Source organism: Micromonospora sp. NPDC000089 (assembly GCF_042899365.1).
Classification (GTDB): Bacteria; Actinomycetota; Actinomycetes; order Mycobacteriales; family Micromonosporaceae; genus Micromonospora.
Genome location: NZ_JBIAZT010000003.1, coordinates 1 through 21,761 on the forward strand (window position 1 = coordinate 1; position 21,761 = coordinate 21,761).

At 73.9% G+C, this 21,761-nt stretch carries 24 protein-coding genes; 13 read left to right on the forward strand and 11 right to left on the reverse strand.

Features of this window, described 5'->3' with window-relative positions:
- Positions 1-123: 123 nt before the first annotated feature.
- Positions 124-726, reverse strand: coding sequence for a bacterial proteasome activator family protein (locus tag ACFY3U_RS06575; protein ID WP_387196010.1), 603 nt, complete (start codon positions 724-726; stop codon positions 124-126).
- A gap of 84 nt (positions 727-810) precedes the next feature.
- Here ACFY3U_RS06575 and ACFY3U_RS06580 point away from each other — a divergent pair, with 84 nt between their 5' ends.
- A complete protein-coding gene (locus ACFY3U_RS06580; protein WP_387196013.1) occupies positions 811-1,656 on the forward strand; it encodes an alpha/beta hydrolase family protein in 846 nt (281 codons plus the stop codon).
- A 29-nt stretch (positions 1,657-1,685) separates the two neighbouring features.
- A complete protein-coding gene (locus ACFY3U_RS06585) occupies positions 1,686-2,906 on the forward strand; it encodes an ABC transporter substrate-binding protein (RefSeq protein ID WP_387196016.1) in 1,221 nt (406 codons plus the stop codon).
- Between the two features lie 72 nt (positions 2,907-2,978).
- On the opposite strand, the gene ddaH is transcribed toward ACFY3U_RS06585, so the two are convergent.
- Entirely contained in the window at positions 2,979-3,812 is an 834-nt protein-coding gene (ddaH, locus tag ACFY3U_RS06590) for a dimethylargininase (RefSeq protein ID WP_387196019.1), read from the reverse strand.
- Positions 3,813-3,871: 59 nt separating this feature from the next.
- On the opposite strand from ddaH, the gene ACFY3U_RS06595 reads away from it, so the two are divergent.
- Positions 3,872-4,330, forward strand: a complete 459-nt coding sequence (locus tag ACFY3U_RS06595; RefSeq protein ID WP_387196022.1) for an Lrp/AsnC family transcriptional regulator — start codon at positions 3,872-3,874, stop codon at positions 4,328-4,330.
- Positions 4,331-4,332: 2 nt separating this feature from the next.
- Here ACFY3U_RS06595 and ACFY3U_RS06600 read toward each other — a convergent pair whose 3' ends face one another.
- From ACFY3U_RS06600 to ACFY3U_RS06615, 4 genes are all read right to left on the reverse strand, one after another.
- Positions 4,333-5,466 (reverse strand): hypothetical protein, encoded by a 1,134-nt coding sequence (locus ACFY3U_RS06600; RefSeq protein WP_387196025.1) that lies wholly within the window; start codon positions 5,464-5,466, stop codon positions 4,333-4,335.
- Between the two features lie 207 nt (positions 5,467-5,673).
- Complete coding sequence (locus ACFY3U_RS06605; protein WP_387196028.1) at positions 5,674-5,934, reverse strand: DUF6457 domain-containing protein; 261 nt, start codon at positions 5,932-5,934, stop codon at positions 5,674-5,676.
- The gene (locus ACFY3U_RS06610) at positions 5,931-6,545 is read right to left on the reverse strand and encodes a molybdenum cofactor guanylyltransferase (RefSeq protein ID WP_387196031.1); all 615 of its coding nucleotides are present in this window, start codon (positions 6,543-6,545) and stop codon (positions 5,931-5,933) included. Before ACFY3U_RS06610 ends, ACFY3U_RS06605 begins: the two co-directional genes overlap by 4 nt.
- A gap of 113 nt (positions 6,546-6,658) precedes the next feature.
- A complete protein-coding gene (locus ACFY3U_RS06615; protein ID WP_387196034.1) occupies positions 6,659-7,411 on the reverse strand; it encodes a TetR/AcrR family transcriptional regulator in 753 nt (250 codons plus the stop codon).
- Between the two features lie 2 nt (positions 7,412-7,413).
- Here ACFY3U_RS06615 and ACFY3U_RS06620 point away from each other — a divergent pair, with 2 nt between their 5' ends.
- Positions 7,414-8,310, forward strand: a complete 897-nt coding sequence (locus ACFY3U_RS06620) for an alpha/beta hydrolase family protein (RefSeq protein WP_387196037.1) — start codon at positions 7,414-7,416, stop codon at positions 8,308-8,310.
- 352 nt (positions 8,311-8,662) lie between these two features.
- A complete protein-coding gene (gene fdhD / locus ACFY3U_RS06625; protein WP_387196039.1) occupies positions 8,663-9,517 on the forward strand; it encodes a formate dehydrogenase accessory sulfurtransferase FdhD in 855 nt (284 codons plus the stop codon).
- Positions 9,518-9,541: 24 nt separating this feature from the next.
- Here the strand turns inward: fdhD and ACFY3U_RS06630 are convergent, their stop codons facing one another.
- The 5 genes from ACFY3U_RS06630 to ACFY3U_RS06650 form a co-directional block, all read right to left on the reverse strand.
- Entirely contained in the window at positions 9,542-10,249 is a 708-nt protein-coding gene (locus ACFY3U_RS06630; RefSeq protein ID WP_387196043.1) for a GAP family protein, read from the reverse strand.
- A 118-nt stretch (positions 10,250-10,367) separates the two neighbouring features.
- Entirely contained in the window at positions 10,368-10,766 is a 399-nt protein-coding gene (locus ACFY3U_RS06635; protein WP_387196046.1) for a hypothetical protein, read from the reverse strand.
- Positions 10,763-11,014: a hypothetical protein gene (locus ACFY3U_RS06640; protein ID WP_387196049.1), complete on the reverse strand. Its 252-nt coding sequence runs from the start codon at positions 11,012-11,014 to the stop codon at positions 10,763-10,765. The genes ACFY3U_RS06635 and ACFY3U_RS06640 overlap by 4 nt, the downstream gene beginning before the upstream one ends.
- A 46-nt stretch (positions 11,015-11,060) precedes the next feature.
- The gene (locus ACFY3U_RS06645; protein WP_387196052.1) at positions 11,061-12,107 is read right to left on the reverse strand and encodes a DUF4192 domain-containing protein; all 1,047 of its coding nucleotides are present in this window, start codon (positions 12,105-12,107) and stop codon (positions 11,061-11,063) included.
- 127 nt (positions 12,108-12,234) lie between these two features.
- Positions 12,235-12,483 (reverse strand): flavin reductase, encoded by a 249-nt coding sequence (locus ACFY3U_RS06650; protein WP_387196055.1) that lies wholly within the window; start codon positions 12,481-12,483, stop codon positions 12,235-12,237.
- A gap of 384 nt (positions 12,484-12,867) precedes the next feature.
- On the opposite strand from ACFY3U_RS06650, the gene ACFY3U_RS06655 reads away from it, so the two are divergent.
- The 8 genes from ACFY3U_RS06655 (at position 12,868) to ACFY3U_RS06690 (ending at position 21,752) form a co-directional block, all read left to right on the forward strand.
- Positions 12,868-13,614, forward strand: coding sequence for a helix-turn-helix domain-containing protein (locus ACFY3U_RS06655; protein WP_387196058.1), 747 nt, complete (start codon positions 12,868-12,870; stop codon positions 13,612-13,614).
- Positions 13,602-13,796, forward strand: a complete 195-nt coding sequence (locus ACFY3U_RS06660) for a DUF397 domain-containing protein (protein WP_387196061.1) — start codon at positions 13,602-13,604, stop codon at positions 13,794-13,796. The genes ACFY3U_RS06655 and ACFY3U_RS06660 overlap by 13 nt, the downstream gene beginning before the upstream one ends.
- A 48-nt stretch (positions 13,797-13,844) precedes the next feature.
- The gene (locus ACFY3U_RS06665) at positions 13,845-14,912 is read left to right on the forward strand and encodes a helix-turn-helix domain-containing protein (RefSeq protein ID WP_387196064.1); all 1,068 of its coding nucleotides are present in this window, start codon (positions 13,845-13,847) and stop codon (positions 14,910-14,912) included.
- A gap of 45 nt (positions 14,913-14,957) precedes the next feature.
- The gene (locus ACFY3U_RS06670) at positions 14,958-15,869 is read left to right on the forward strand and encodes a fructosamine kinase family protein (protein ID WP_387196067.1); all 912 of its coding nucleotides are present in this window, start codon (positions 14,958-14,960) and stop codon (positions 15,867-15,869) included.
- Complete coding sequence (gene moaA, locus ACFY3U_RS06675; protein WP_387196070.1) at positions 15,866-16,879, forward strand: GTP 3',8-cyclase MoaA; 1,014 nt, start codon at positions 15,866-15,868, stop codon at positions 16,877-16,879. The genes ACFY3U_RS06670 and moaA overlap by 4 nt, the downstream gene beginning before the upstream one ends.
- Positions 16,880-16,882: 3 nt before the next feature.
- Positions 16,883-17,128, forward strand: coding sequence for a MoaD/ThiS family protein (locus ACFY3U_RS06680; protein WP_387196073.1), 246 nt, complete (start codon positions 16,883-16,885; stop codon positions 17,126-17,128).
- A 12-nt stretch (positions 17,129-17,140) separates the two neighbouring features.
- Positions 17,141-18,463 (forward strand): metallophosphoesterase, encoded by a 1,323-nt coding sequence (locus tag ACFY3U_RS06685; protein ID WP_387196076.1) that lies wholly within the window; start codon positions 17,141-17,143, stop codon positions 18,461-18,463.
- A 94-nt stretch (positions 18,464-18,557) separates the two neighbouring features.
- Positions 18,558-21,752: a UvrD-helicase domain-containing protein gene (locus ACFY3U_RS06690; protein WP_387196079.1), complete on the forward strand. Its 3,195-nt coding sequence runs from the start codon at positions 18,558-18,560 to the stop codon at positions 21,750-21,752.
- Positions 21,753-21,761: the final 9 nt, after the last annotated feature.

A 21,761-nucleotide genomic window follows, 5' to 3' on the forward strand; every position in this document is an offset into this window, starting at 1 on the left:
GTGCGGGGCCGGGGGGGGGGGGGGGGGGGGGGGGTTTTGTGGGGGGGGGGGGGGGGGGCGGGGGGGGTTGGGGGGGGGGGGGGGGGGGGGGGGGGGGGGGGCCCCCCCCCCCCCCCCCCCGCCTCAGAGGTACTGGCCGGTGTTGTGTCCCTCGCCGCCGGACGGCTGGCCCATGCCGGGCATGCCCGGCACCATGCCGGCCGGGCCGCTGGGCAGCGCCTGCCGGCCGGAGCGCATCTGCTCCAGCTGCACCCGGGCGGCCATCTGCTGGGCGACCAGCGCGGCCTGGATGCCGTGGAACAGCCCCTCCAGCCAGCCGACCAGTTGGGCGTGCGCGATCCGCAGCTCGCTCTCGCTGGGCGCCTTCTCCTCGGTGAAGGGCAGCGAGATCCGCTCCAGCTCGTCGCGCAGCTCGGGCGCCAGGCCCTCCTTGAGCTCGACGATCGAGCGCTGGTGGATCTCCCTCATCCGGTGCCGGCTGGCGTCGTCGAGCGGGGCGGCCTTGACCTCCTCGAGCAGCTGCTTGATCATGCTGCCGATCCGCATCACCTTGGCCGGCTGCTCGACCAGGCGGGTCGGGTCCTCGCCGGCGGCCTCGTCGGTCTGCACGGTGCCGACCGGCCGGCCGTCCGGCCCGACCACCACCACGGTGCCCGGCTGCGCGGCGTCGTCCCGGTGCGGTCCGTCGTTCTGTCCAGCGGAATGCGCTTCGGTCATGGGTCCCATCCTTACCCACGCCGGCCCGGCCCACGCGCCCGGTCCGGCTCCCCCGCCCCCGGCCGGGCCGCCCGGCGCGCTAGCGTCGCCGGCATGGCCGCCGACCCCCGCGAGGTGCTCACCCGTCCGGCCCCGCCGCCCGATTCCACCGTGCCGTACGGGGACCACCCGGAGCAGGTGGTCGACCTGCGCCGACCGGCCGGCGACGGCCCGGCCCGGCCGCTGGTCACCGTGCTGCACGGCGGGTTCTGGCGGGCCGAGTACGACCGGACCCACACCGGCCCGCTGGCCGCCGCGCTCGCCGCCGCCGGCTGGCCGGTCGCCCAGCTGGAGTACCGGCGCACCGGCCAGCCCGGCGGCGGTTGGCCGGGCACCCTCACCGACGTGCTGGCCGGGGTGAGGGCGCTGCCCCGGCTGGTCGCCGACGCGCTGCCGGGCGTCGCCGCCGCCGGAGCGCCGCTGCTGCTCGGGCACTCCGCCGGTGGTCAGCTCGCCCTCTACGCCGCCGCGCACGCCCCGGACGCGGTCGCCGGGGTGCTCGCGCTGGCGCCGGTCGCCGACCTCGCCGAGGCGTACCGGCGGGACCTGGACTCGGGGGCGGTGGCCGCGCTGCTCGGCGGCGGGCCCGCCGACCACCCGCAGCGGTACGCGGCGGCGGATCCACGGGTGTTGGTGCCTCTGCGGCCACGCACGGTGATCGTGCACGGCGGGCGCGACCGCCAGGTCCCGGCCGACCTGAGCCGCTCGTTCGTCGCCGCCGCCCGCGCCGCGGGAGCCGCCGTCGACCTCATTGAGCTGCCGGAATGCGAGCACTTCGGGCTCATCGACCCGGAGTCGGCGGCCTGGCCGCGGGTGGTCGCCGCGTTGCAGTCGCTGCACAAAGATCAAGAGGCATTGACGCAGCGTCGCGGAGCAGGTAGAACGCCGGAGGGGCGATGACGCCCGGCAACTCCTCCGGAGGGATTTGGGTGTCGCAGATGAACCGCAGGCAGGCCCTTCAACTCCTCGCCGCGCTCGGGACCACCGGGATGCTGGCCGGCTGCGGCTCGAACGACGACGACACCAGCGCCACCGACGGCTCGCCGATCAAGATCGGCCTGGTCGCACCGCAGACCGGCCCCGGCAAGACGGTCGGCGCGGAGCTGATCAACGGGTTCCAGCTGTACCTCATGCTCAATGACCAGCGGCTGGGCGGCCACCCGGTCACCCTGGTCACCGCCGACGAGGGCGCCAACCCCAAGAGCGGCCAGGCCGCCATCGACGGCCTGATCAAGCAGGGCGTCCTCGCGCTCACCGGCGTGGTGAACGCCGCCGTGCTCTCCGCCGTACGGGACCTGGTCGAGAAGGCGCGGGTGCCGCTGGTCGCCTCCAACGCCTCGGCGTCCAGCCTGCAGAGCGTGGTCTACATCTGGCGCACCGCGTACGTGCTGGACGAGCCGGGGCGGGCGCTCGGGGCGTACCTGAAGGAGACCATGCCGGCCGGCGACCGGATCGCCGTCATCGCGCCAGAGGGAGCCGCCGGCCAGGACGTGGTGAAGGGCTTCCAGGAGGCGTTCGGGCCCGACGACCCGCGGCTGGCGGGCCAGCCGGTCTGGACGACCGCCGCGGCCAACCCCGGCGACAACGCCTTCGGCTACGACCTCAACCAGGTGCTCGCCCGCAAGCCGGACGCCCTGTTCTGCTCCTTCGCCGGCACCGCCGCCGCGCAGTTCCTCCGCCAGCTGCGCGCCCGCTCGTGGAAGGGCGCCCTCTACGGGCCGGGCTTCCTCACCGAGGGGACGGTGCTCAACGAGGTGGCCAGCAGCCTGGCGGACGTGGAGACCCAGCGGCTGCGGCCGGGCACGATCCAGACCGCGATGAACTACTCGGCCGACCTCAACAACTCGGCCAACCGGATCTTCACCTCGGAGTACCGGCGGGCGTTCAACGCCTCCCCGACCGCGTACGCGGTGGCCTCGTACGACGCGGCGCAGGCGCTGGACAAGGCGATCCAGCTGGCCGGGCCGAACCCGAACCCGCAGCAGGTCAACCTGGCGATGGGCAAGGTCGGCCAGATCGACAGCCCGCGCGGCGTGTGGCAGTTCAATCAGCCGCGCACCCCGCAGCAGCAGTGGTACCTGCGCAGGGTCCAGTACGACGGGCAGCTGCTGTCCAACGTCCTGGTCACCGAGATCGCCACGCTCGGCTGACCTTCGTACGACGAAGGGCCGGCACCCCCCGGGTGGGGGCCGGCCCTTCGCGGTGTCCGCGCGAGGGTTGGCTCAGTGGCGCAGCTCGGCGATGCAGCACTTCACGCTGCCGCCGCCCTTCTTCAGCTCGGCCAGCTCGACCGGCACCGGGGTGTAGCCGGCCGCCTTGAGCTTGCCGGCCAGCCGGGTCGCCTCGCTGTTGAGCACCACGTTCGCGCCGTCGCTGACCAGGTTCAGGCCGAAGGCCAGGGCGTCCTCGTCGTCCGCGACGACGGCGTCCGGGAAGAGCTGGGCGAGCACCCGCTGGCTGGCCGCCGAGAACGCGCCCGGGAAGTACACCACGTTCCCGTCGTCGATCGAGGCCAGCGCCACGTCCAGGTGGTAGAAGCGCGGGTCGACCAGGTGCAGCGAGATCACCGGACGGCCCAGCGCCTCCTGCGCCTCGGCGTGCGCCGGCAGCTCGGTACGGAAGCCGTGCCCGGCGAGGATCAACCCGCCGTGCGCCTCCGGCAGGTACGCGAAGTCGCCCTCGCCCTCGTTGGTCTCGCTCGGGGCGATGAAGTGCCAGCCCTGCGCCTCGTAGAAGGCCCGGTGGGCGGCGGCCTCGGCGGCCCGCTGCTCGTGCTTGAACTGGGCGCCGTAGACCGTCCCGTCCACCACGAACGCGCCGTTGGCCGCGAAGACCATGTCCGGCAGGCCGGCCTCGGGAGTCAGCAGGTGCACGTCGTGACCGAGACCGACCAGGGTCTCGCGCAGCCGGTTCCACTGCTTGACCGCCAGGTCCACGTCGACGGCGGTGGTGACGTCCATCCACGGATTGATCGCGTACTCGACGGCGAAGTGCTCCGGGGCGCACATGAGATATGTCCGCTTACGCGGGACTCGCTGCTGGTTCACGGTGACCAAGGGTAGGTAGCCTGGAACGTCGATAACAGCCAGAACCATTGCTTCCCAGAGGCGGAACGTTGCAGATAGACGCGGTGGACCAGCGAATCATTGCGCTACTCGTCGCCGACGCCCGGGCGTCGTACGCGGATATCGGAACCCGCGTCTCACTCTCCGCGCCGGCGGTCAAACGTCGCGTGGACCGACTCCGCGCCGCCGGGGTGATCCGGGGATTCACCGCCGTCGTCGACCCGGCCGCCGTCGGCTGGACCACCGAGGCGTTCGTCGAGCTCTTCTGCGCCGGCCGGACCACGCCCGCGCAGATCGGCGTGGCCGTCCGGCGGCACCCCGAGGTGGTCGGGGCGTACACCGTCTCCGGCGAGGCGGACGCGCTCGTGCACCTGCGCGCCGCCGACATCTCGCACCTGGAGGAGGCGCTGGAACGGCTGCGCGCCGAGTCGTTCGTGACGTCCACCCGGAGCACCATCGTGCTCTCCCGGCTGGTCGAGTCGCCCGGCGTCGGGCCGTCCGGCGGCTGAGGTCAGAGATACATGCCGGTGCGGTGCTCGGTCTCCCCGCGGCCCGGCTTGTCGCCCTCGCCGAAGAAGCGCCTGCCGCCGAACTCGCCGTGCAGCCGGTCGTCCAGCTCGTCGGCCAGCCCGGTCATCACCTGCACGGCCAGCATAAGGTGGGTGGCCTGGAAGTTGCGACCGAACACCGGGATGGACGCCCAGACCGTGTCGTCCGCGCAGTACAGCCGGCCGATCGGCATCCGGTTGGTCAACTCGGAGAGCTTCACGTAGAGCCGCTCGGTCGGCTCCACCTCGGTCAGCACCGGGGACAGCACGTCGACCAGCGGCGGATTGTCCCGCACCCGGACGAAGACCATCGCCGAGCCGGCCCGGATGTTGATGTCCCCGTCCGAGTCGACCTGCAGCTGGTCGGCCTCCGACTTCAGCATCGTGGAGACCACCGTGCGGACCCGCTCCTCCAGCGCCAGCACGTCGTTCCCGCCCACCTGGGCGCTCGCCGCAGCGGCCAGCGCCTCGTCCAGGTCGGCCTCGACGTCCCGGTCCGGGCCGAACTCGCTGCGGGCGGTGCCGAGCGGCTGCACCGGCAACGGCTCACCCTCGGCATCCTGCGTCAGGTAGACCAGGAAGGCCGGGTGCGGCGCCCCGTAGACATCCCGCAGCGTGCGGGAGAGCAACCCGGCCAGCTTGCCCGCGTCGGCGACGACCGTGTCCAGGCCGAACTGCGCGCCGGAGCCCTCCGCCACCCCGGGCGGCGACCAGCCGAGCGCGACCATGTCGGCGACCGCGGCCCGGTCCAGCCGGTAGCCCTGCGGCAGGGTGGCGTTGCCGACCGCGCGCGCCGAGAGCCGGCCACCGTCGGCGGCGTCGACGCTGATCGAGTAGACCGCGTCACCCGTGCCTGACGCGGTCGGGTCGAGCGTCAGCTCCAGGTGCGCCCCGGCCGGCAGGCCACGCAGCAGCTCGGCGAGCGCCCGGGCGAACTCCCGCCACGCGTCGGTGACCTTCGCCCGCAGGTCGGCCGTGGTCGGCTCGTCCAGCAGGACCGACTCATACTGCTCCGGCGCGCCGCCGGGCTGCTCGCCCTGCTCCGGCGTGCCGCCAGGCTGCTCGCCGGTCGGCACCGGGGGGTGGTCTGCCGTCATGATCGCCTCCGTCCGTCAAGGTCACCCTACCCAGACGTGCCGGGGGTCGAATCCACCGCGACCGGGATCGGACACCCGCGCGCCGCCGGTCACTCCTCGCGCGCACAGTGCCCGCTTCGCTCGCGACTGCGGGGCTCGCAAACCCGGCTCACTCCTCGCGCTCACAGTGCCCGCTTCGCTCGCGACTGCGGGGCTCGCAAACCCGGCTCACTCCTCGCGCTCGGGTCCGCCGCCCAACTCCACCGGCCAGCCGCCGGCCAGGGCGCTCAACCGGGCCGCCGCCTCCGCCGGTGCCGCGCCGCGTCCCACGGCGACCCCCAGCAGGTACGCGGTCACCGGCGCGCCCGGCCGCAGCACCTGGTGGGCGACGTCCTTGGCCAGGTCCAGCACCATCGGCACCGACACGTCGGCCGGGTCGAGGTCCAGCTCGGCGCAGGCCGCCGTGACCCAGTCGTCCATCACCGTCATCGCGTCCACTCCTCCGCCCGGCGTACGTCCGAGTCAGTGTCGCAGTCGAACCACGGTGGCGGGCCCGCCCCGCGCCAGGCCACCTCCCGGACGGCCAGCTCGGAGAGGAGCTCCCGCATCGCCGCGCCGTCGAGCGTGCCACCGCGCCGGCCGGCGATCCGGTCGAGCGCGGCGCGCAGCGGGGCCACCCGCCACACCCCGCACAGCGGCTGCCGGCGACCGTCGTCGTCCAGGAAGCAGGCCCCGTCGGGGATCGGACCATCGGGCGCCGATCCGGGCCCGGCCGCTTCCAGCAGGGCGCCGATCGCCTCCCGGGTGAGCAGCGGCAGGTCGGCGGCGAGCAGGGCGACGGTGGTCGTACCGGGTGGGAGCAGGGCCAGTCCCGCCGCGGCGGCGGCCACCGGGCCCCCGCCCGGCGGCTGTTCCCGGGTGGACAGCACGTCGGCGAGGGCCGGGGCGGGCCCCACCAGCACGCGTGGCGCGGCGTCGGCCACCGCGGCCAGCACCCGGTCGCGCATCGGCCGGCCGGCCACCGGCAGCGCGGGCTTGTCCCGACCACCCATCCGGCGGGCCGCGCCGCCGGCGAGCACCACCGCCGCGTACGCCGCCACCCGGCCACCGTAGCCCCGTCCCGCGTCCGGGTCAGCTCGCGGACTGGGCCGACTGGGCGGACTGGGCCGACTGGGCCGACTGGGCCGACTGGGCGACTCAACTCGACGGAGTCTCAGTCCGGCGGATCCGACCGTGCCGGTAGCCACCCAGGTTGGGTCTGACGAAGGCCCGCGACAAGCAGCGTGACGATTCGCCGTACGTCATAGTCGGGGTCCTGCACGGTCCACGCGACGAGGTCACCGACGGCTCGGATCAGCTCGTACGGCCGAATGTCCGCGACCACCTCGCCGGACTCGGTGGCCGCGTCGAGCAGGTCGGACAGGACCGGGACCAAGCGGTCGAGGAAGAGCTGGTGCAGCGCCGTGTAGCCGGCGTCGTCGCCCTGCCACACCTTCGCCAGGCCGTGCTTGGCGCCGAGGAAGTCGACGAAGAGGTGGATCCAGTCGAGCAGCGCGGCGAACGGTGACGGCGCCGAGGCGAGCAGCGCGGGACCGGCCTCCGCGCAGGCGTCTATCTGGTGTCGATAGACCGCCACCATGAGATCCGCCCGCGTCGGGAAGTGGCGGTAGAGGGTGCCCATCCCCACACCGGCGGCCGCAGCCACCTCGCGGACCGGGGCGTCGACGCCGGAGGTCGCGAACACCTCGGCCGCCGCGTCGAGCAGCGCGCGCTCGTTCCGCGCGACATCCGCCCGGCGCTTCGGCGCCGCACCACCTGGTTCCGTCGTCGCCACCCGACGATTGTGCCACGCGTCCCGGTGAAGCGGAGCGATGTTCCGTTCCGCCTTGAAAACCGGAGCAAGGCTGGGTACGTTGATATGGAGCGTTGCTCCGCTTCGCTGCAGAACGCCTCTCGTGAAGGACATCCATGCCCATCCTGTCCCTTAAGCCTGTCGTACTCACTGCACCCAGCCGCGGCGATGACCTCCAGGTCCGCGTCTCCGCGCCCACCTCCGGCACCGACCTGCCGGTGATCGTCTTCGCGCACGGCTTCGGCGGCGCGATGGACTGGTACGACCCGCTCGTCGACCACTGGGCAGCGAACGGTTTCGTCGTCGTGCAGCCCACGTTCCTGGACTCCACGACGTTCGGCCTCACGCCGGCTGATCCGCGATATCCCACGATCTGGCAGACCCGGGTCGACGACCTGGCCCGCGTCATCGACGACCTCGCCACGATCGTCGCCGCGGTGCCCGGCCTCGCCGACCGCGTCGACCACGAGCGCCTGGCGATCGCCGGTCACTCGTGGGGAGGCCAGTCCGCAGGAATGTTGCTTGGCGCACGCGTCCTCGGGACCGATGGGCAGCCAGGCGAGGACCGCACCGACCCCCGCGTGAAGGCCGGCGTCCTGCTGGCCACCACCGGGCTCGGCGGAGCGGAGTTGGCCCCGTTCGCGCGGGAGCACTTCTCGTTCATGAACCCGGACTTCGACTCCCTGAAGACTCCGACCCTGGTCGTCGCCGGCGACGACGACCAGTCGGCGCTCTCGACGCGCGGACCGGACTGGTTCACCGACGTATACCGCCTCAGCCCGGGAGCGCAGAGCCTGGTCACGGTGTTCGGCGGGCAGCATTCCCTCGGCGGCATCCACGGCTATCGCGCGGCCGACACGACCGACGAGAGCCCCGAGCGTGTGGACCTGATCCGCCGAACCTCGACCGCGTTCCTGAGGATGTCACTCGACATCGACGCCACCGCGTGGAACACCGAGATCGCAGCTGTCAGCGCGGAGCCGAACCCGGCCGGCCGCATCGACTCGAAGTGAGCCAAACGCGCACCGGGTCCTCGGATCCGGTGCGGCCGCGGCCAGCGGTTTCCGGAACACCGGGACGACCCTCACCGGGCTCAAACCCCTGGTGGGCGCCCGCGCCCGCTCGCTGCTCGAACACGACCCGCCAGACATGTGTCAGCAGCGGTAGATCCACCCTCGGCTGGGCTACCGGCTGAACGCGATCCGGGAGATCCCGAGGCAGGTCCCCCACAAGATCGGCAGGACGCGCCCCAGTCGGCCTGCGGGCGCCTCCGGGCCGAGGAGGAGCCAGGCGTACGCGGGGTGGCCGGGGCGGAAGCGGTGGCGCGCCGTGCGGGGTGGCCGGGGCGCGGGGCAGGATGGCGGGATGGGACGGGCGACTGACCGGCGTGGCGTGCTCCGAATCGACCTCGACGCGGTGGGCGACGGACGCCCACCGGTACGCCGCCCGGACACCCTGTCGGTGGAGGAGCCGTTCGAGATCCGGGTCGGTCCGGCCGGTCCCGGGCGGCGCCGGCCGCTCGCGGTGACCATGCGAACGCCGGGCGACGACATCGATCTGGCGATCGGGTTCCTGCTCACCGAGGGGCTGATCCGGTCGACCGAGGACGTGCTGACCGCCCAGCTCTGCGCGGGCGCCGAGACACCCAACACGTACAACGTGGTGGACGTGGTGCTCGCCCCCGACGTGCCGGAGCCGACCACCGACCCGTCGCGGAACTTCTACACCACCAGCTCGTGCGGGGTCTGCGGCAAGGCCAGCATCGACGCCATCCGCACCCGCTCGCCGTACCCGGTGGCCGGGGACGGCCTGCGGGTCCCGGCGGAGCTGCTGTCCGGGCTGCCGGACCGGCTGCGGGCGGCGCAGCGGGCGTTCGACCGCACCGGCGGGCTGCACGCGGCGGGACTGTTCACGCCGGACGGCGAGCTGGTGGTGCTCCGCGAGGACGTCGGCCGGCACAACGCCGTCGACAAGGTGGTCGGCTGGGCGGTGCGGGAACGCAAGTTGCCGCTGGCCGGGCACGTGCTGCTGGTCTCCGGTCGGGCCAGCTTCGAGCTGACCCAGAAGGCGTGGATGGCCGGGGTACCGCTGCTCGCCGCGGTCTCCGCGCCCAGCTCGCTCGCCGTCGACCTGGCCGAGGAGGCCGGGATGACGCTCGTCGGTTTCCTGCGCGGCCGGACGATGAACGTCTACGCCGGCCCGCAGCGGATCGTGGTGTGACCGCGTCGGGCCGGCCGCCCGATCTCAGTCGAAGATCCGCTCCAGCAGGCCGAGCTTGACGGTGGCGTCCCGGGCCACCAGGAACCCGGCGATGCCCAGCACCCAGCCGAGGGCGCTGCCGGCCCGCTTGTCGATCCAGGCGTTCAGCCGGACGAGCAGGGGCTCCAGCAGCCCGGGCAGGCCGACCCGCGCCGCCGTCAGCAGCACCGCCGGCAGGACCATGACCAGGCAGTACGCCCCGAGCAGCGCCACCATCGTCGGGCCGCCCAGCTCCGACGTGGTGAGCAGCCCGATCGCACCCAGGTACGGCAGCATCGTGGCCACCTCGACGAGCGCGGCGAACAGGGCCAGCCCGACCAGCGCGCGTACCGAGGCGTTCCCCGCGGTGGCCCGGTCCCGCCAGCGCAGCATCGCCCCGCGGCCCGAGTCGCGCCTGCCGTCGTACCGGAAGCTGAGCAACAGCAGGAGGATGCCGACGACGAGTTGCGCCCAGAGCACCGGTCGGGCGTCCAGCGCCCCACCGAGGCGGTCGACGATCCAGGTGCCGGCGAACATCAGCACCAACCCGACGGCGAAGTAGAAGACCGTGATGGTCGCCAGGTACGCCAGGATCCGCGCCACGCTGACCCGGCCGGGGGCGAGCAGCAGCCAGATGGGGATGAAGAGGGTGCCGATGCTGGTGCTGTCGATCAGCGCCAGGCCGGCGAGCGAGAGGAGCAGGCCGTAACTCATCGGGGAACGGAGGGGTCGGGCATCGGCCCATTCTCCCGGATCCCGGTGAGACGGCGTCAGCCCGAGGTGTGATGGCGGGGTAGCTCGCCCGGTGGATGCCCCAGGCGCGTGGGCCGGATCAGTCCAGCGTCAGGATGCTCCAGTTGCCGGGTAGCGCCTTGGCGGCCTCGGTGGGCCGGGTGGTGACGTAGTGCGCCTCGTGGGCCAACGCCACCTGGACCGCGTGACCGACCGCGAGGTCGGCACCGGCCGCCCGAGCCAGCACGCCGGTCTCCTCGGCGTCGTTCCCGGACAACGGCAGCAGCCGAACGACGGGCGTGGTCATCAGCAGGCGCAGCAGCGCGGCGTCGATGTCCGAGCGGACGTTCGCCTGGGCAGCGGCAAGGCACACGGCAGGGACGGCGACCTGTCGCCCCTGGTCGGCGACCTCCGCGACCAACTCGCCGACGGCGACCCGGCCCTCGACGTACGCGGTGAGGGCGGTGGCGTCCAGCACGACCGCGATGTCGGCGCTCACGTCGGCTCCCCCCGCATCCGCCGCCCCTCGGCCAGCGCGTCGGCCGGGATCGGCGCGGCGAGCCGCTCCCGCCAGCGGGCCTTGCCGGCCTCGGTGACCTCGATGCCAGCCCGCCGCAGCACCTCGTCCAACTGGGTGCCGGCCATCTGGACGCGCACGGCGGCGGCGATCGCGGCGGAGACGTTGGGCTGCCGGTCGAGCCACTCCGCGACATCGTCGGGCAGGCTCACCGAGCGCTTCGAGGTCATGCCCGCGAGTGTACCAGTAGTAGCACCGGCGGTGCTACCGATTCGGTCAACGGGGACGGCGGCGCCCCCGTCGACGCGGGCGGCGGCGCAGCACCCCCGGCTCGCCCACCGCCGGCCAGCCGTCCAGCTCCGACGGCGGCACCCCGCGGCGCAGCAGGTCGTCCAGCAGTTGGGCCAACGAGTAGTCGGGATGGGCGGCCAGCACCCGCTCCAACGCCACCGCGGCCAGCGCGCCCTGCCCGGCCCGCCAGGCACCGAACGCCAGCAGGCTGCCGGGGCCGGCGATCAGCTCCTCCTCGGCGCGGCGCAGCACGTCACCCCAGAGGTCGATGTCCTCGTCCCGGCCGTCGGTGCGCTCCCACGCGTGGTCCCGCACCGGCAGGTGGGTGAGCAGCAGGCTCAGCCAGGCCACCTCGTCGTCGGTGAGCCGCTCGCCCCGGCGGTGCCGACGCATCGCGGCCCGGACCGCGGCCACCCCCGCCGCCCGGACCGACCGGCCGCCCACCACGTCGGCGCTGGGCGCCTCCCGCAGCAGGTCGAGCAGCCGCCGCTCGGCCCGGACTCCGGCGGCGCGCATCGCGCCCCGGTCACCGGCCGGGGCCACCTGGGCGGTCAGCGCGGCCCGGTCGGGCAGCGCCACCTGCCCGGCGAAGACCGCCGCGGCGGCGACCTGGCTGGCCCCGGGGTCGTACGCGGTGCCGTCGGGCGGGCAGCAGTCCACCTCGGTGCAGAGGTACGACCAGAACCGCCCGTCGGTCACCCGCAACGCCTCCAGCACCGGCAGCCCGGTGTCGGCCAGCGTGGCCCGGAGCGCGTCGACGGTGGAGGTCACCCGCTCGGCCGGCCCGTAGCCGATCACGGTGACCGTCTCGGCGTCCTGCCGGTGCAGCACCCCACCGAGGTGGCGGGCGGGCAGTCGCGGGTCGGTGTCGTGGTCGGGCAGGTCGGCGCGGGCGGCGAAGATGATCCGCCGGCCGCGCAGCGCCAGCACCACCACGCTGTCGGCGGGGTGGAAGCCGAGCAGGTACGGCACGGCGGCGATCAGGTCGGCGGGCGAGCGGACGGTGAGCCGGGGGCGGTCGGTCGCGTTCATGCAAGCAGCGTCCGGCGGACCGGGCGGCGACGACAGCCCCTGTGGACGACACGCCGCTCATCCACAGCTACGGAGAGTATTACCGCAGGTGGACGCGTTTCGCGACGGTCCAGCATGGCCCACGCCACTACCGGGCCCGCGCCCAGGACAGGAAGCGCTCGGTCAGATTCTCCGGCATGGCGTGCCCGTTGAGCTGGGAGAGCTGCGCACCCGCCTCCGCCATCAGCGTGCTCAGATAGATGAGCAGCGCCGTCCGGTCGGCGCGGTACTCCACCAGCAACGCGAGCCGGGCCGGCTGGCACGGCCATTCGGCACCACAGTTCCGGCAGCGCCAGAGCGGGCGCATCGGCAGGTGCGGCGGCGCCGACCGGATCACCTCGGACCGCCGTTCCCGCGCCACCCGCCGGCCCGCCAGCGCTGCGCCGGAGTCAGGTTGCCGGCACGACCCGGGCCGCTGGTGGGATAGACGTAGGTCGGTTGCGTCACTTAGCTCGGCCGCGCGGTCGGCGGCACCGGCGGTGGCGACGGCGGGCTGGGCTTGCGGCGCAGGAAGTGCACGGCGATTCCTCCTTCAGCAGCGATGGAAGGGGGCCGTCCCGCCACCCCTGCCGGGACGGCCCCACTGCGAACGCGACCGCCGGGTCTCGGGTCCTCCACCGGCCGCGCCACCTGCAGGCAAGACTTCCAACCGTTGCCAGACGAATACACAGCGTTGCACTATGCACTTCGGACGTTCGCGAGGCAGGGGGATGAACACGGGATGAATCGGATTGTCATGGCAGCGATGCATCAGGCCGGGGAGACGGCCGAAAGCTTGGCAGGTCAGATAGGCGTCGACCCCAAGACCGCTCAACGCTGGGTGAGCCAGGGACGAATTCCTCAGACTCGACATCGCGCCAAGGTCGCCTCCATCCTCGGCAGGGATGTAGACGAGCTCTGGCCCGAAGCGATGAAGCGACGCGAGCCGACATGGTTCCGGCCATGGACGGACGTCGAACGAGAGGCCACCGGGCTGCGTTGGTTCGAGTCGTCGGTGCTGCCCGGCCTGCTGCAGACAGAGGCGTACGCCCGAGCGGTGCTCGCCAGTGGGCCGCTCAACGCTGATGCGGACGCCCATGTCGAGTCGCGCCTTCGGCGTCAGGCCGCGGTGTTCGAACGCCCCCGTCCCCCACTGACGGTCTTCGTGATCGATGAAGCGGCGTTACGCCGGGGCCGAAGGGACGTGATGAGTGATCAGCTCGACCATCTGGCGGTGATGGCCGAGCGGCCAACGGTGATGGTGCACGTGCTACCGCTGAGCGCCGGCCTCCACCCAGGCCAGGCTGGGCCGTTCATCATCGCGACCGTGGCCGACGGCGAAGAGGTCGGCTACCTCGACGACCAGGCCGAGGGCAGGGTCAGCAAAGACGTTGCCCCACTGTGGGCGGTCTGGGATACCGTTAGGTCCCTAGCCCTTCCGCGAGACCAGACCATCGACTTCCTGAGAGCGCGAGCATGGATGACCTGATCGGCGTGCAGTGGCGCACCAGCACCCGCAGCAGCTCGAACGGCGGCGCGTGTGTCGAGGTCGCCGACAATCTCTCCGGCGTCGTCGCCGTACGGGACAGCAAGGACCGAGCCGGCGGGACGTTGACGTTCCCGCCGGCGGCATGGCGGGCGTTCATCGCTCAGGTCGCCCAGCAGGGCTGAGCGACCCGGCGACGCGACGATGCCCTCAGCGCTTCAGCAGGAGGGCCAGTGGGGGACCTCGGCGCGCAACTACGGCAGGCTCGCACCGAGGCCGGCGTCTCGCTGGCATCGGTGGCGGTCCGGTCGTGCTATTCGGCGTCGCACCTGAGCAACGTCGAGGCAGGGCGCCGGACCGCGACTCCGGACATCGTGCTCGCCTATGCGCGGGCCCTCGGGGAGGGCGACGTGAACCGTCGGCAAGTGCTCGGCCTGGCGGCCGGCGTCGTCGGCCCGGTCGTGGCCGGTGAACTCATCCGAGCCGGCTTCACCGCTGCGCTCGACGGCCGCGGGGCGGAGGAGGACTGGCGCGAGCGGGTCGACCAGTACGGCCGCGATTACATGGCGGTCGGGGCGGCGGCGCTCCAGGCCCGGTTGGCGGGCGACCTGGTGATCCTGCAGCAGCATCTCGACACCCCACGCATGTGGTCGCACGCCGCGCGGGCCCTGGTGACGTACGGGAAGACGACGTCCAACCCCGCCGAGGCGATCCGCTGGTACGACCTGGCGGCGACGGCCGCGGATCGGTCCGACGACCTGAGCGTCCGGATCTGGGTGCGGGGGCGGGCGGCCATCGCCCTCGCATACGAAGGCGCGGCCCTGCCCAGCGCGCAGCGGTACGCCGACCACGCCCTGGGGTTGTCCGACCGGCCGTCGCTCGGCCGCGTCCAAGCCCTCATGGCGGGCGCGCACGTCGCGGCCGGGCGCGGAAACAGGGAGGCCGCGATCGCGCTGGACACCGACGCGCGGCGGGCCTTCGACCACGTCGCCTCCGCCGACGGTGAGGTGTCGGACACCGCCGTACCGCCGTGGCGGATGGCGACCTTCCGCAGCATGCTCTACGCGCGACTGGGCATGCCGGGGCCCGGCGGCGAAGCTCAGGAGGAGGCCGACCGGACGCGGCCGGTGGGACTGCCGCGCTTCGCGACGCATGTCGAGCTGCACCGGGGCCTCACGATGGCGAAGGCCGGCGACCGGGCCGGTGGCGTGGCGTACGCCCGGCGGGCCTGGGAGGCGCTTCCCGCCGAGCGACGGTCGCAGAGCCTCGCCCTGATGCTGCGCGAGGTCGAGCGGGCGTAGTCCGACCGGACCCCTGGTGTCGGGCCGAGCGGTTACCGTGCGCGGATGGACCTGGCGTACCTGCGGGCGCATCCGGAGCACCTGCCGACGTTCCTCACCCACCAGCGGATCCGGGAGACGCCGGTCTCCGGCGGGGACATCTGCGCCGCGTCCCGGCTCACCCTGGACGACGGTCACTCGGTCTTCGCCAAGAGCTGGCCGGAGCGGGCCGGCCGGCCGGTGCCGGAGCACTTCTTCGCCACCGAGGCGGCCGGGCTGCGCTGGCTGCGCGAGGCCGGCGCGGTGGCCGTACCGGAGGTGGTGGTGGCACTGCCGGAGCTGCTGGCGCTCGACTGGGTGGAGCCCGGCGAGCCGACGCCCGAGGCGGCCGAGCGGTTCGGCCGGGAGCTTGCCGCGCTGCACCGGGCCGGCGCACCCGCGTTCGGCGCGGACTGGCCGGGCTTCATCGGCGCCCTGCCGCAGGACAACACCCCGGACGACGGGCCGTGGTCGCGCTGGTTCGCCGAGCGCCGGCTGCTGCCGTACCTGCGGATGTCGGTGGCGAACGGCGCGCTGACCGGCGCGGAGGCCGCCCTGGTCGAGCAGCTCATCGGCCGGATCGACGAGTTCGGTGGCGACGAGCCGCCGGCCCGGGTGCACGGCGACCTGTGGCCGGGCAACCTGCTCTGGGCGCACGACCGGGTGTGGCTCGTCGACCCGGCGGCGCACGGCGGCCACCGGGAGACCGACCTGGCCCAGCTCGCCCTCTTCGGCGGCCCGCCGCACCTGGACCGGATCCTGGCCGGGTACGACGAGGCGTGGCCGCTGACCGACGGATGGCGGGCCCGGGTGCCGTTGCACCAGCTGCACCTGCTGCTGGTGCACACCGCGATGTTCGGCGCGACGTACCGGGACGCGGTCGCCGGGGCCGCCCGCGCCGCGCTGCGCGGGCCCGGTCGCGCTACGGTCGACAGGTGACCGCCGCCCCGACGACCGACGGCGTCCTCGTCGACCGGTACGGCCGGGTCGCCCGGGACCTGCGGGTGTCGTTGACCGACAAGTGCAACCTGCGCTGCACGTACTGCATGCCCGCCGAGGGGTTGCCCTGGCTGGCCGGCTCGCAGCTGCTGAGCGACGAGGAGATCGTCCGGCTGGTCCGGGTGGCGGTGGAGCGGCTCGGGGTGACCGAGGTGCGGTTCACCGGCGGTGAGCCGCTGATCCGGCCCGGGCTGGTCGGCATCGTGGCCGCGGTGGCCGGGCTGCGGCCCCGCCCGCGGATCTCGGTGACCACCAACGGCCTGGGGCTGGAACGGCTCGCCGACACCCTGCGCGACGCCGGGCTGGACCGGGTCAACGTCTCGCTGGACACCGTCGACCGGGAGCGGTTCGCCCGGCTGACCCGCCGGGACCGGCTGGCCGACGTGCTCGCCGGGCTGGCCGGGGCGGCCACCGCCGGGCTGACCCCCGTGAAGATCAACTCGGTGCTGATGCGCGGGGTCAACGAGGACGAGGCGCCGGCGCTGCTGCGCTTCGCCCTGGCGCACGGCTACGAGCTGCGGTTCATCGAGCAGATGCCGCTGGACGCACAGCACGGCTGGGACCGCACGACGATGGTCACCGCGGACGAGATCCTCGCCTCGCTGGCGGCGGAGTTCCACCTGACCGCCGATCCGGCCGAGCGGGGCGCCGCCCCGGCCGAGACCTGGCTGGTCGACGGCGGCCCGGCCCGGGTCGGCGTCATCGCCAGCGTGACCCGGCCGTTCTGCGGAGACTGCGACCGCACCCGGTTGACCGCCGACGGTCAGGTCCGGGCCTGCCTGTTCGCCACCGACGAGTCCGACCTGCGGGGCGCGCTGCGGGCCGGCGCCGACGACGCCGAGCTGGCCCGCCGCTGGCAGGCGGCGATGCGCGGCAAGCGGGCCGGGCACGGCATCGACGACCCGACCTTCCTGCAGCCGACCCGGCCGATGTCGGCGATCGGCGGCTGAGCGGTGTCAGTGACCGTCCGTTACTTCGCCGGCGCCCGGGCCGCCGCCGGCCGGCCTGAGGAGACCGTGCCCGCGGCCGGCGGGCTGGACGACCTGGTCGGTGAGCTCGGCCGGCGGCACGGGCCGCGGCTGGCAGGGGTGCTGCACGTTTCGAGCTTCCTGGTAAACGGCGTGACCTGGCATGATCGCCGGACACCGCTGCCGGCCGGGGCCACGATCGACGTGCTGCCACCCTTCGCGGGCGGCTGAGGAAGAGGCGGCATGTTGGCGATCCTGGCGTTCGTCGCCACCATCGCGCTGGTCATCGGTCTGATCCACTTCTACCTGTGGAAGCGGCTGGTCCGGGACACCACCCGCTCCCGGTGGTGGCGCCGGGCCGGCGGGGTCGCCGCGCTGGTGCTGGCGCTGCTGGTGCCGGCCACCATGGTGGGCACCCGGGCCGGCGCGAACTGGCTGGCCTGGCCGGGCTACCTCTGGCTCGCGGTGATGTTCTACCTGCTGGTGCTGCTGCTGGTGCTGGAGGTGCCGAGGGCGGTCGTGACGCTGGTGCTGGGCCGCCGGGCCAGGGCCGCCACGTCGACCGACACCGCGCCGGACCCGGCGCTGATCGGGGCTGCCGGCCGCCCGACCGACCCGGCGCCGACCGACCCGGCCGCAGTGCGCGCCGGGACCGCCCCGACCGATCCGCCAGTCGACCCGACGAGCGCCGGCACCGCCGTACCGCCGGTCCCACCGGCGGACCACGACCCGTCCCGCCGGCTGCTGCTCGCCCGGGGGGCGGCGATCTTCGCCGGTCTCACCGCCGCCGGCATCACCGGGTACGGCGTCCGCACCGCGATGGGCCCGCCCCGGCTGGACCGGGTCCGGATCCCGCTGGCGAAGCTGCCCCGGAGCATGGACGGCCTGCGGATCGCCACCGTCTCCGACATCCACCTCGGTCCGCTGGCCGGCCGGTCGCACACCGAGCGGATCGTCGCCGCGATCAACCGGCTCGACGCCGACCTGGTAGCGGTCGTCGGTGACCTGGTCGACGGCACGGTCGCCGAGCTGGGCGACGCGGCGGCGCCGCTGGCCGACCTGCGTTCCCGGTACGGCAGCTTCTTCGTCACCGGCAACCACGAGTACTACTCCGGCGTTGAGGAGTGGGTGCGCGAGGTGGACCGGCTCGGCCTGCGGGTGCTGCAGAACGAGCGGCAGGAGATCCGCGCCGCCGGCGGCGTGCTGGACCTCGCCGGGGTCAACGACGTGACCGCCGCGGGCACCGGCCTGGCCGCCCCGGCGGACTACGCGGCGGCGCTCGGCGACCGGGACCCGAGCCGGCCGGTGGTGCTGCTGGCCCACCAGCCGGTCGCCGCGCGTGAGGCGGCGAAGTTCGGCGTCGACCTGCAGCTGTCCGGGCACACCCACGGCGGGCAGATGGCCCCGTTCAACCTGCTGGTGCCGCTGCAGCAGCCGGTGGTCTCCGGGCTCGGCGAGGTGGACGGCACGAAGGTCTACGTGACCAACGGCGCCGGCTTCTGGGGCCCGCCGGTACGCGTCGGCGCGCCGCCGCAGATCACCCTGGTGGAGCTGCGCACCCCATAGCGGGTACGGGCCGCCACGTCCAGCACCGCATTGCTCAGGTCACGCGTACGCGTGGCGGCGGGCGGGTAGTGCAGCGGCCGTGACAGGATGCGGCGTGCCTCCGTTCAACGCCGCGCCCTCCGGGGGCGTCCCGTCGTTCGTCGCGGACCTGCACATCCACTCGAAGTACTCCCGCGCGTGCAGCCGTGACCTGACCCTGCCGAACCTCGGCTGGTGGGCGCGGCGCAAGGGCATCGGCGTGCTGGGCACCGGCGACTTCACCCACCCCGCCTGGTACGACCACCTGCGGGAGAACCTGCACCCGGCCGAGCCGGGCCTGTACCGGCTGAGCCCGGAGGCGGAGGCGGACATCGCCCGCCGGTTGCCGCCCCGGCTGGCGAGCGGGGCCGAGGCGGACCCGGTCCGGTTCATGCTCAGCGTGGAGATCTCCACCATCTACAAGCGGGACGACCGGACCCGCAAGGTGCACCACCTGATCTACCTGCCGGACCTGGACGCGGTGGCCCGGTTCAACGCGGCGCTGGGCCGGATCGGGAACCTGGGCTCGGACGGCCGGCCGATCCTCGGCCTGGACTCCCGCGACCTGCTGGAGATCACCCTGGACGCCAGCCCGGACGGCTACCTGGTGCCGGCGCACATCTGGACGCCGTGGTTCTCCGCGCTGGGCTCGAAGTCCGGCTTCGACGCGATCGCGGACTGCTACGCCGACCTGGCCGAGCACGTCTTCGCGGTGGAGACCGGCCTGTCCTCCGACCCGGGAATGAACTGGCGGGTCGGCAGCCTGGACCGGTACCGGCTGGTCTCCAACTCGGACGCGCACTCCCCGCCGGCGCTGGCCCGGGAGGCGACCGTCTTCGACTCGGCGCGCGACTACTTCGCGATCCGCGAGGCGTTGCGCACCGGCGACGGGCTGGCCGGGACGATCGAGTTCTTCCCCGAGGAGGGCAAGTACCACGCGGACGGCCACCGGCTCTGCGGCGTCAACTGGTCGCCGGAGCGGACGCGGGAGGCCGGCGGGCGCTGCCCGGAGTGCGGCAAGCCGCTGACCGTGGGCGTGCTGAGCCGGGTGGCGGAGCTGGCCGACCGGCCGGAGGGGCATCGGCCGGCGCACGCCCGGGACGTCACCCACCTGGTGCCGCTGGCCGAGATCCTCGGTGAGCTCAACCGGGTGGGCGCCCGGTCGAAGAAGGTCGACGGGAAGCTGCACGAGCTGGTCGCCGCGCTCGGCCCGGAGCTGGAGATCCTCACCGGCACGCCGCTGGACGAGATCGGCCGGGTCGGCGGTGAGCTGCTCGCCGAGGGGATCGGCCGGCTGCGTCGGGGCGACGTCCGCCGGGTGCCGGGCTACGACGGCGAGTACGGCGTGATCAGCCTGTTCGACCCGGCCGAGCTGGACGCGTCCTCGACCCCGACCGGTCAGGACACCCTGTTCGACGTACCGGTGCCGGCGCAGCGGCGGCCCGCGGAGTCGGCGCCGCCGGCGAAGGCCCGGCGCCCGGCGGTGGCGAAGGCCGAGCCGAAGCGCAGGGTGACTCCCGCCCCGGCGCCGCCGATCGCCCCGGCGCCCTCGCCGCACGAGCCGTTCGAGCCGATGCTGGCCGGCATGGAGGAGGTCGGCACCGGCCTGCTGGACCGGCTGGACGCGATGCAGCGGGTGGCCGCCTCCGCGCCGGGCGGCCCGCTGCTGATCGTGGCCGGCCCCGGGACCGGCAAGACCCGGACGCTGACCCACCGGATCGCGTACCTCTGCGCCGAGCTGGGCGTCTTTCCCGAGCAGTGCCTGGCGATCACCTTCACCCGGCGGGCCGCCGAGGAGCTGCGGCATCGGCTGGACGGGCTGCTCGGCCCGGTGGCCGAGGACGTCACGGTGGGCACCTTCCACGCGCTGGGGCTGACCATCCTGCGGGAGAACGCCGCCGCGGCCGGCCTGCCGGCGGAGTTCCGGATCGCCGACGACGCCGAGCGCACGGCGGCCCGCGCCGAGGCCGGCGACGACGACGCCCGGTACGCGGCGCTGCTGCGCAAACAGGACCTGGTCGACCTGGACGAGCTGCTCACCCTGCCGGTCGCGCTGTTGAAGGGCGACAGGAAGCTGGTCCGGGAGTACCGGGACCGCTGGCGGTGGATCTTCGTGGACGAGTACCAGGACGTCGACGCGGTCCAGTACGAGCTGCTACGGCTGCTCAGCCCCGCCGACGGCAACCTGTGCGCGATCGGCGATCCGGATCAGGCGATCTACTCGTTCCGGGGCGCGGACGTCGGGTACTTCCTGCGCTTCTCGCAGGACTTCACCGACGCCCGGCTGGTCCGGCTGAACCGCAACTACCGCTCGTCGGCGCCGATCCTGGCGGCCGCGGTGCAGGCCATCGCGCCGTCGTCGCTGGTCCGCGGCCGCCGGCTGGACCCGGCCCGGCTGGACCCGGAGGCCCCGCAGGTCGGTCGGTACCCGGCGGCGTCCGTCGCGGACGAGGCCGATTTCGTGGTACGCACCATCGACGAGCTGATCGGCGGCCTGTCCCACCGCTCGCTGGACACCGGGCGGATCGACGGCCGGTCCACCGCGCTGGCGTTCTCCGACATCGCGGTGCTCTACCGCACCGACGCGCAGGCCGCACCGATCGTGGATGCGCTGGTCCGGGCGAACATCCCGGTGCAGAAGCGCTCGCACGACCGGCTGCGTGACCGGCCCGGGGTGGCGGCGATCGCCCGGGAGCTGCGGCACGCCGACGGCCTGGGTGGTGGCCTGCCGGCCCGGGTACGCCTCGCCGGCCAGGTGCTCGCCGAACGCTTCGCCGCCCCCACCCTGGACGGCTCCGGCGCGGTACGCCCCGAGGACGTCCGGACGGCGGTCGACCTGCTCACCCCACTGGCCCGGCGCTGCGGCGACGACCTGGAGCTGTTCCTGGCCCAGCTGGCCACCGGCGCCGAGATGGACGCCCTGGACCCGCGCGCCGAGGCGGTCACCCTGCTCACCCTGCACGCCGCGAAGGGCCTGGAGTTCCCGGTGGTGTTCCTGGTTGGCGCCGAGGACGGCCTGCTGCCGCTGCGCTGGCCCGGCGGCGAGCCGGACGCGGACGCGGTCGCCGAGGAGCGCCGGCTCTTCTTCGTCGGGCTGACCCGCGCCCAGGATCGGCTGTACGTCAGCCACGCGGCCCGCCGGGTCCGGCACGGCGCGGAGCGCGAGTGCCGCCCGTCGCCGTTCCTGGACGCGATCGACCCGGGCCTGTTCGAACGGTTCGGCGAGGCGGAACCGCGCCGGCCGAAGGACCGTCAGCTCCGGCTGATCTGAACCCGGGCG

Coding starts and splice junctions, on each gene's coding strand:
- ACFY3U_RS06575 (WP_387196010.1), bottom strand. CDS start 726: ATGGGACCCATGACCGAAGCGCATTCCGCTGGACAGAACGACGGACCG.
- ACFY3U_RS06580 (WP_387196013.1), top strand. CDS start 811: ATGGCCGCCGACCCCCGCGAGGTGCTCACCCGTCCGGCCCCGCCGCCC.
- ACFY3U_RS06600 (WP_387196025.1), bottom strand. CDS start 5,466: ATGACGGCAGACCACCCCCCGGTGCCGACCGGCGAGCAGCCTGGCGGC.
- ACFY3U_RS06605 (WP_387196028.1), bottom strand. CDS start 5,934: ATGACGGTGATGGACGACTGGGTCACGGCGGCCTGCGCCGAGCTGGAC.
- ACFY3U_RS06615 (WP_387196034.1), bottom strand. CDS start 7,411: ATGTCCTTCACGAGAGGCGTTCTGCAGCGAAGCGGAGCAACGCTCCAT.
- ACFY3U_RS06620 (WP_387196037.1), top strand. CDS start 7,414: ATGCCCATCCTGTCCCTTAAGCCTGTCGTACTCACTGCACCCAGCCGC.
- fdhD (WP_387196039.1), top strand. CDS start 8,663: ATGGGACGGGCGACTGACCGGCGTGGCGTGCTCCGAATCGACCTCGAC.
- ACFY3U_RS06630 (WP_387196043.1), bottom strand. CDS start 10,249: ATGAGTTACGGCCTGCTCCTCTCGCTCGCCGGCCTGGCGCTGATCGAC.
- ACFY3U_RS06640 (WP_387196049.1), bottom strand. CDS start 11,014: ATGACCTCGAAGCGCTCGGTGAGCCTGCCCGACGATGTCGCGGAGTGG.
- ACFY3U_RS06645 (WP_387196052.1), bottom strand. CDS start 12,107: ATGAACGCGACCGACCGCCCCCGGCTCACCGTCCGCTCGCCCGCCGAC.
- ACFY3U_RS06655 (WP_387196058.1), top strand. CDS start 12,868: ATGAATCGGATTGTCATGGCAGCGATGCATCAGGCCGGGGAGACGGCC.
- ACFY3U_RS06660 (WP_387196061.1), top strand. CDS start 13,602: ATGGATGACCTGATCGGCGTGCAGTGGCGCACCAGCACCCGCAGCAGC.
- ACFY3U_RS06670 (WP_387196067.1), top strand. CDS start 14,958: ATGGACCTGGCGTACCTGCGGGCGCATCCGGAGCACCTGCCGACGTTC.
- ACFY3U_RS06685 (WP_387196076.1), top strand. CDS start 17,141: ATGTTGGCGATCCTGGCGTTCGTCGCCACCATCGCGCTGGTCATCGGT.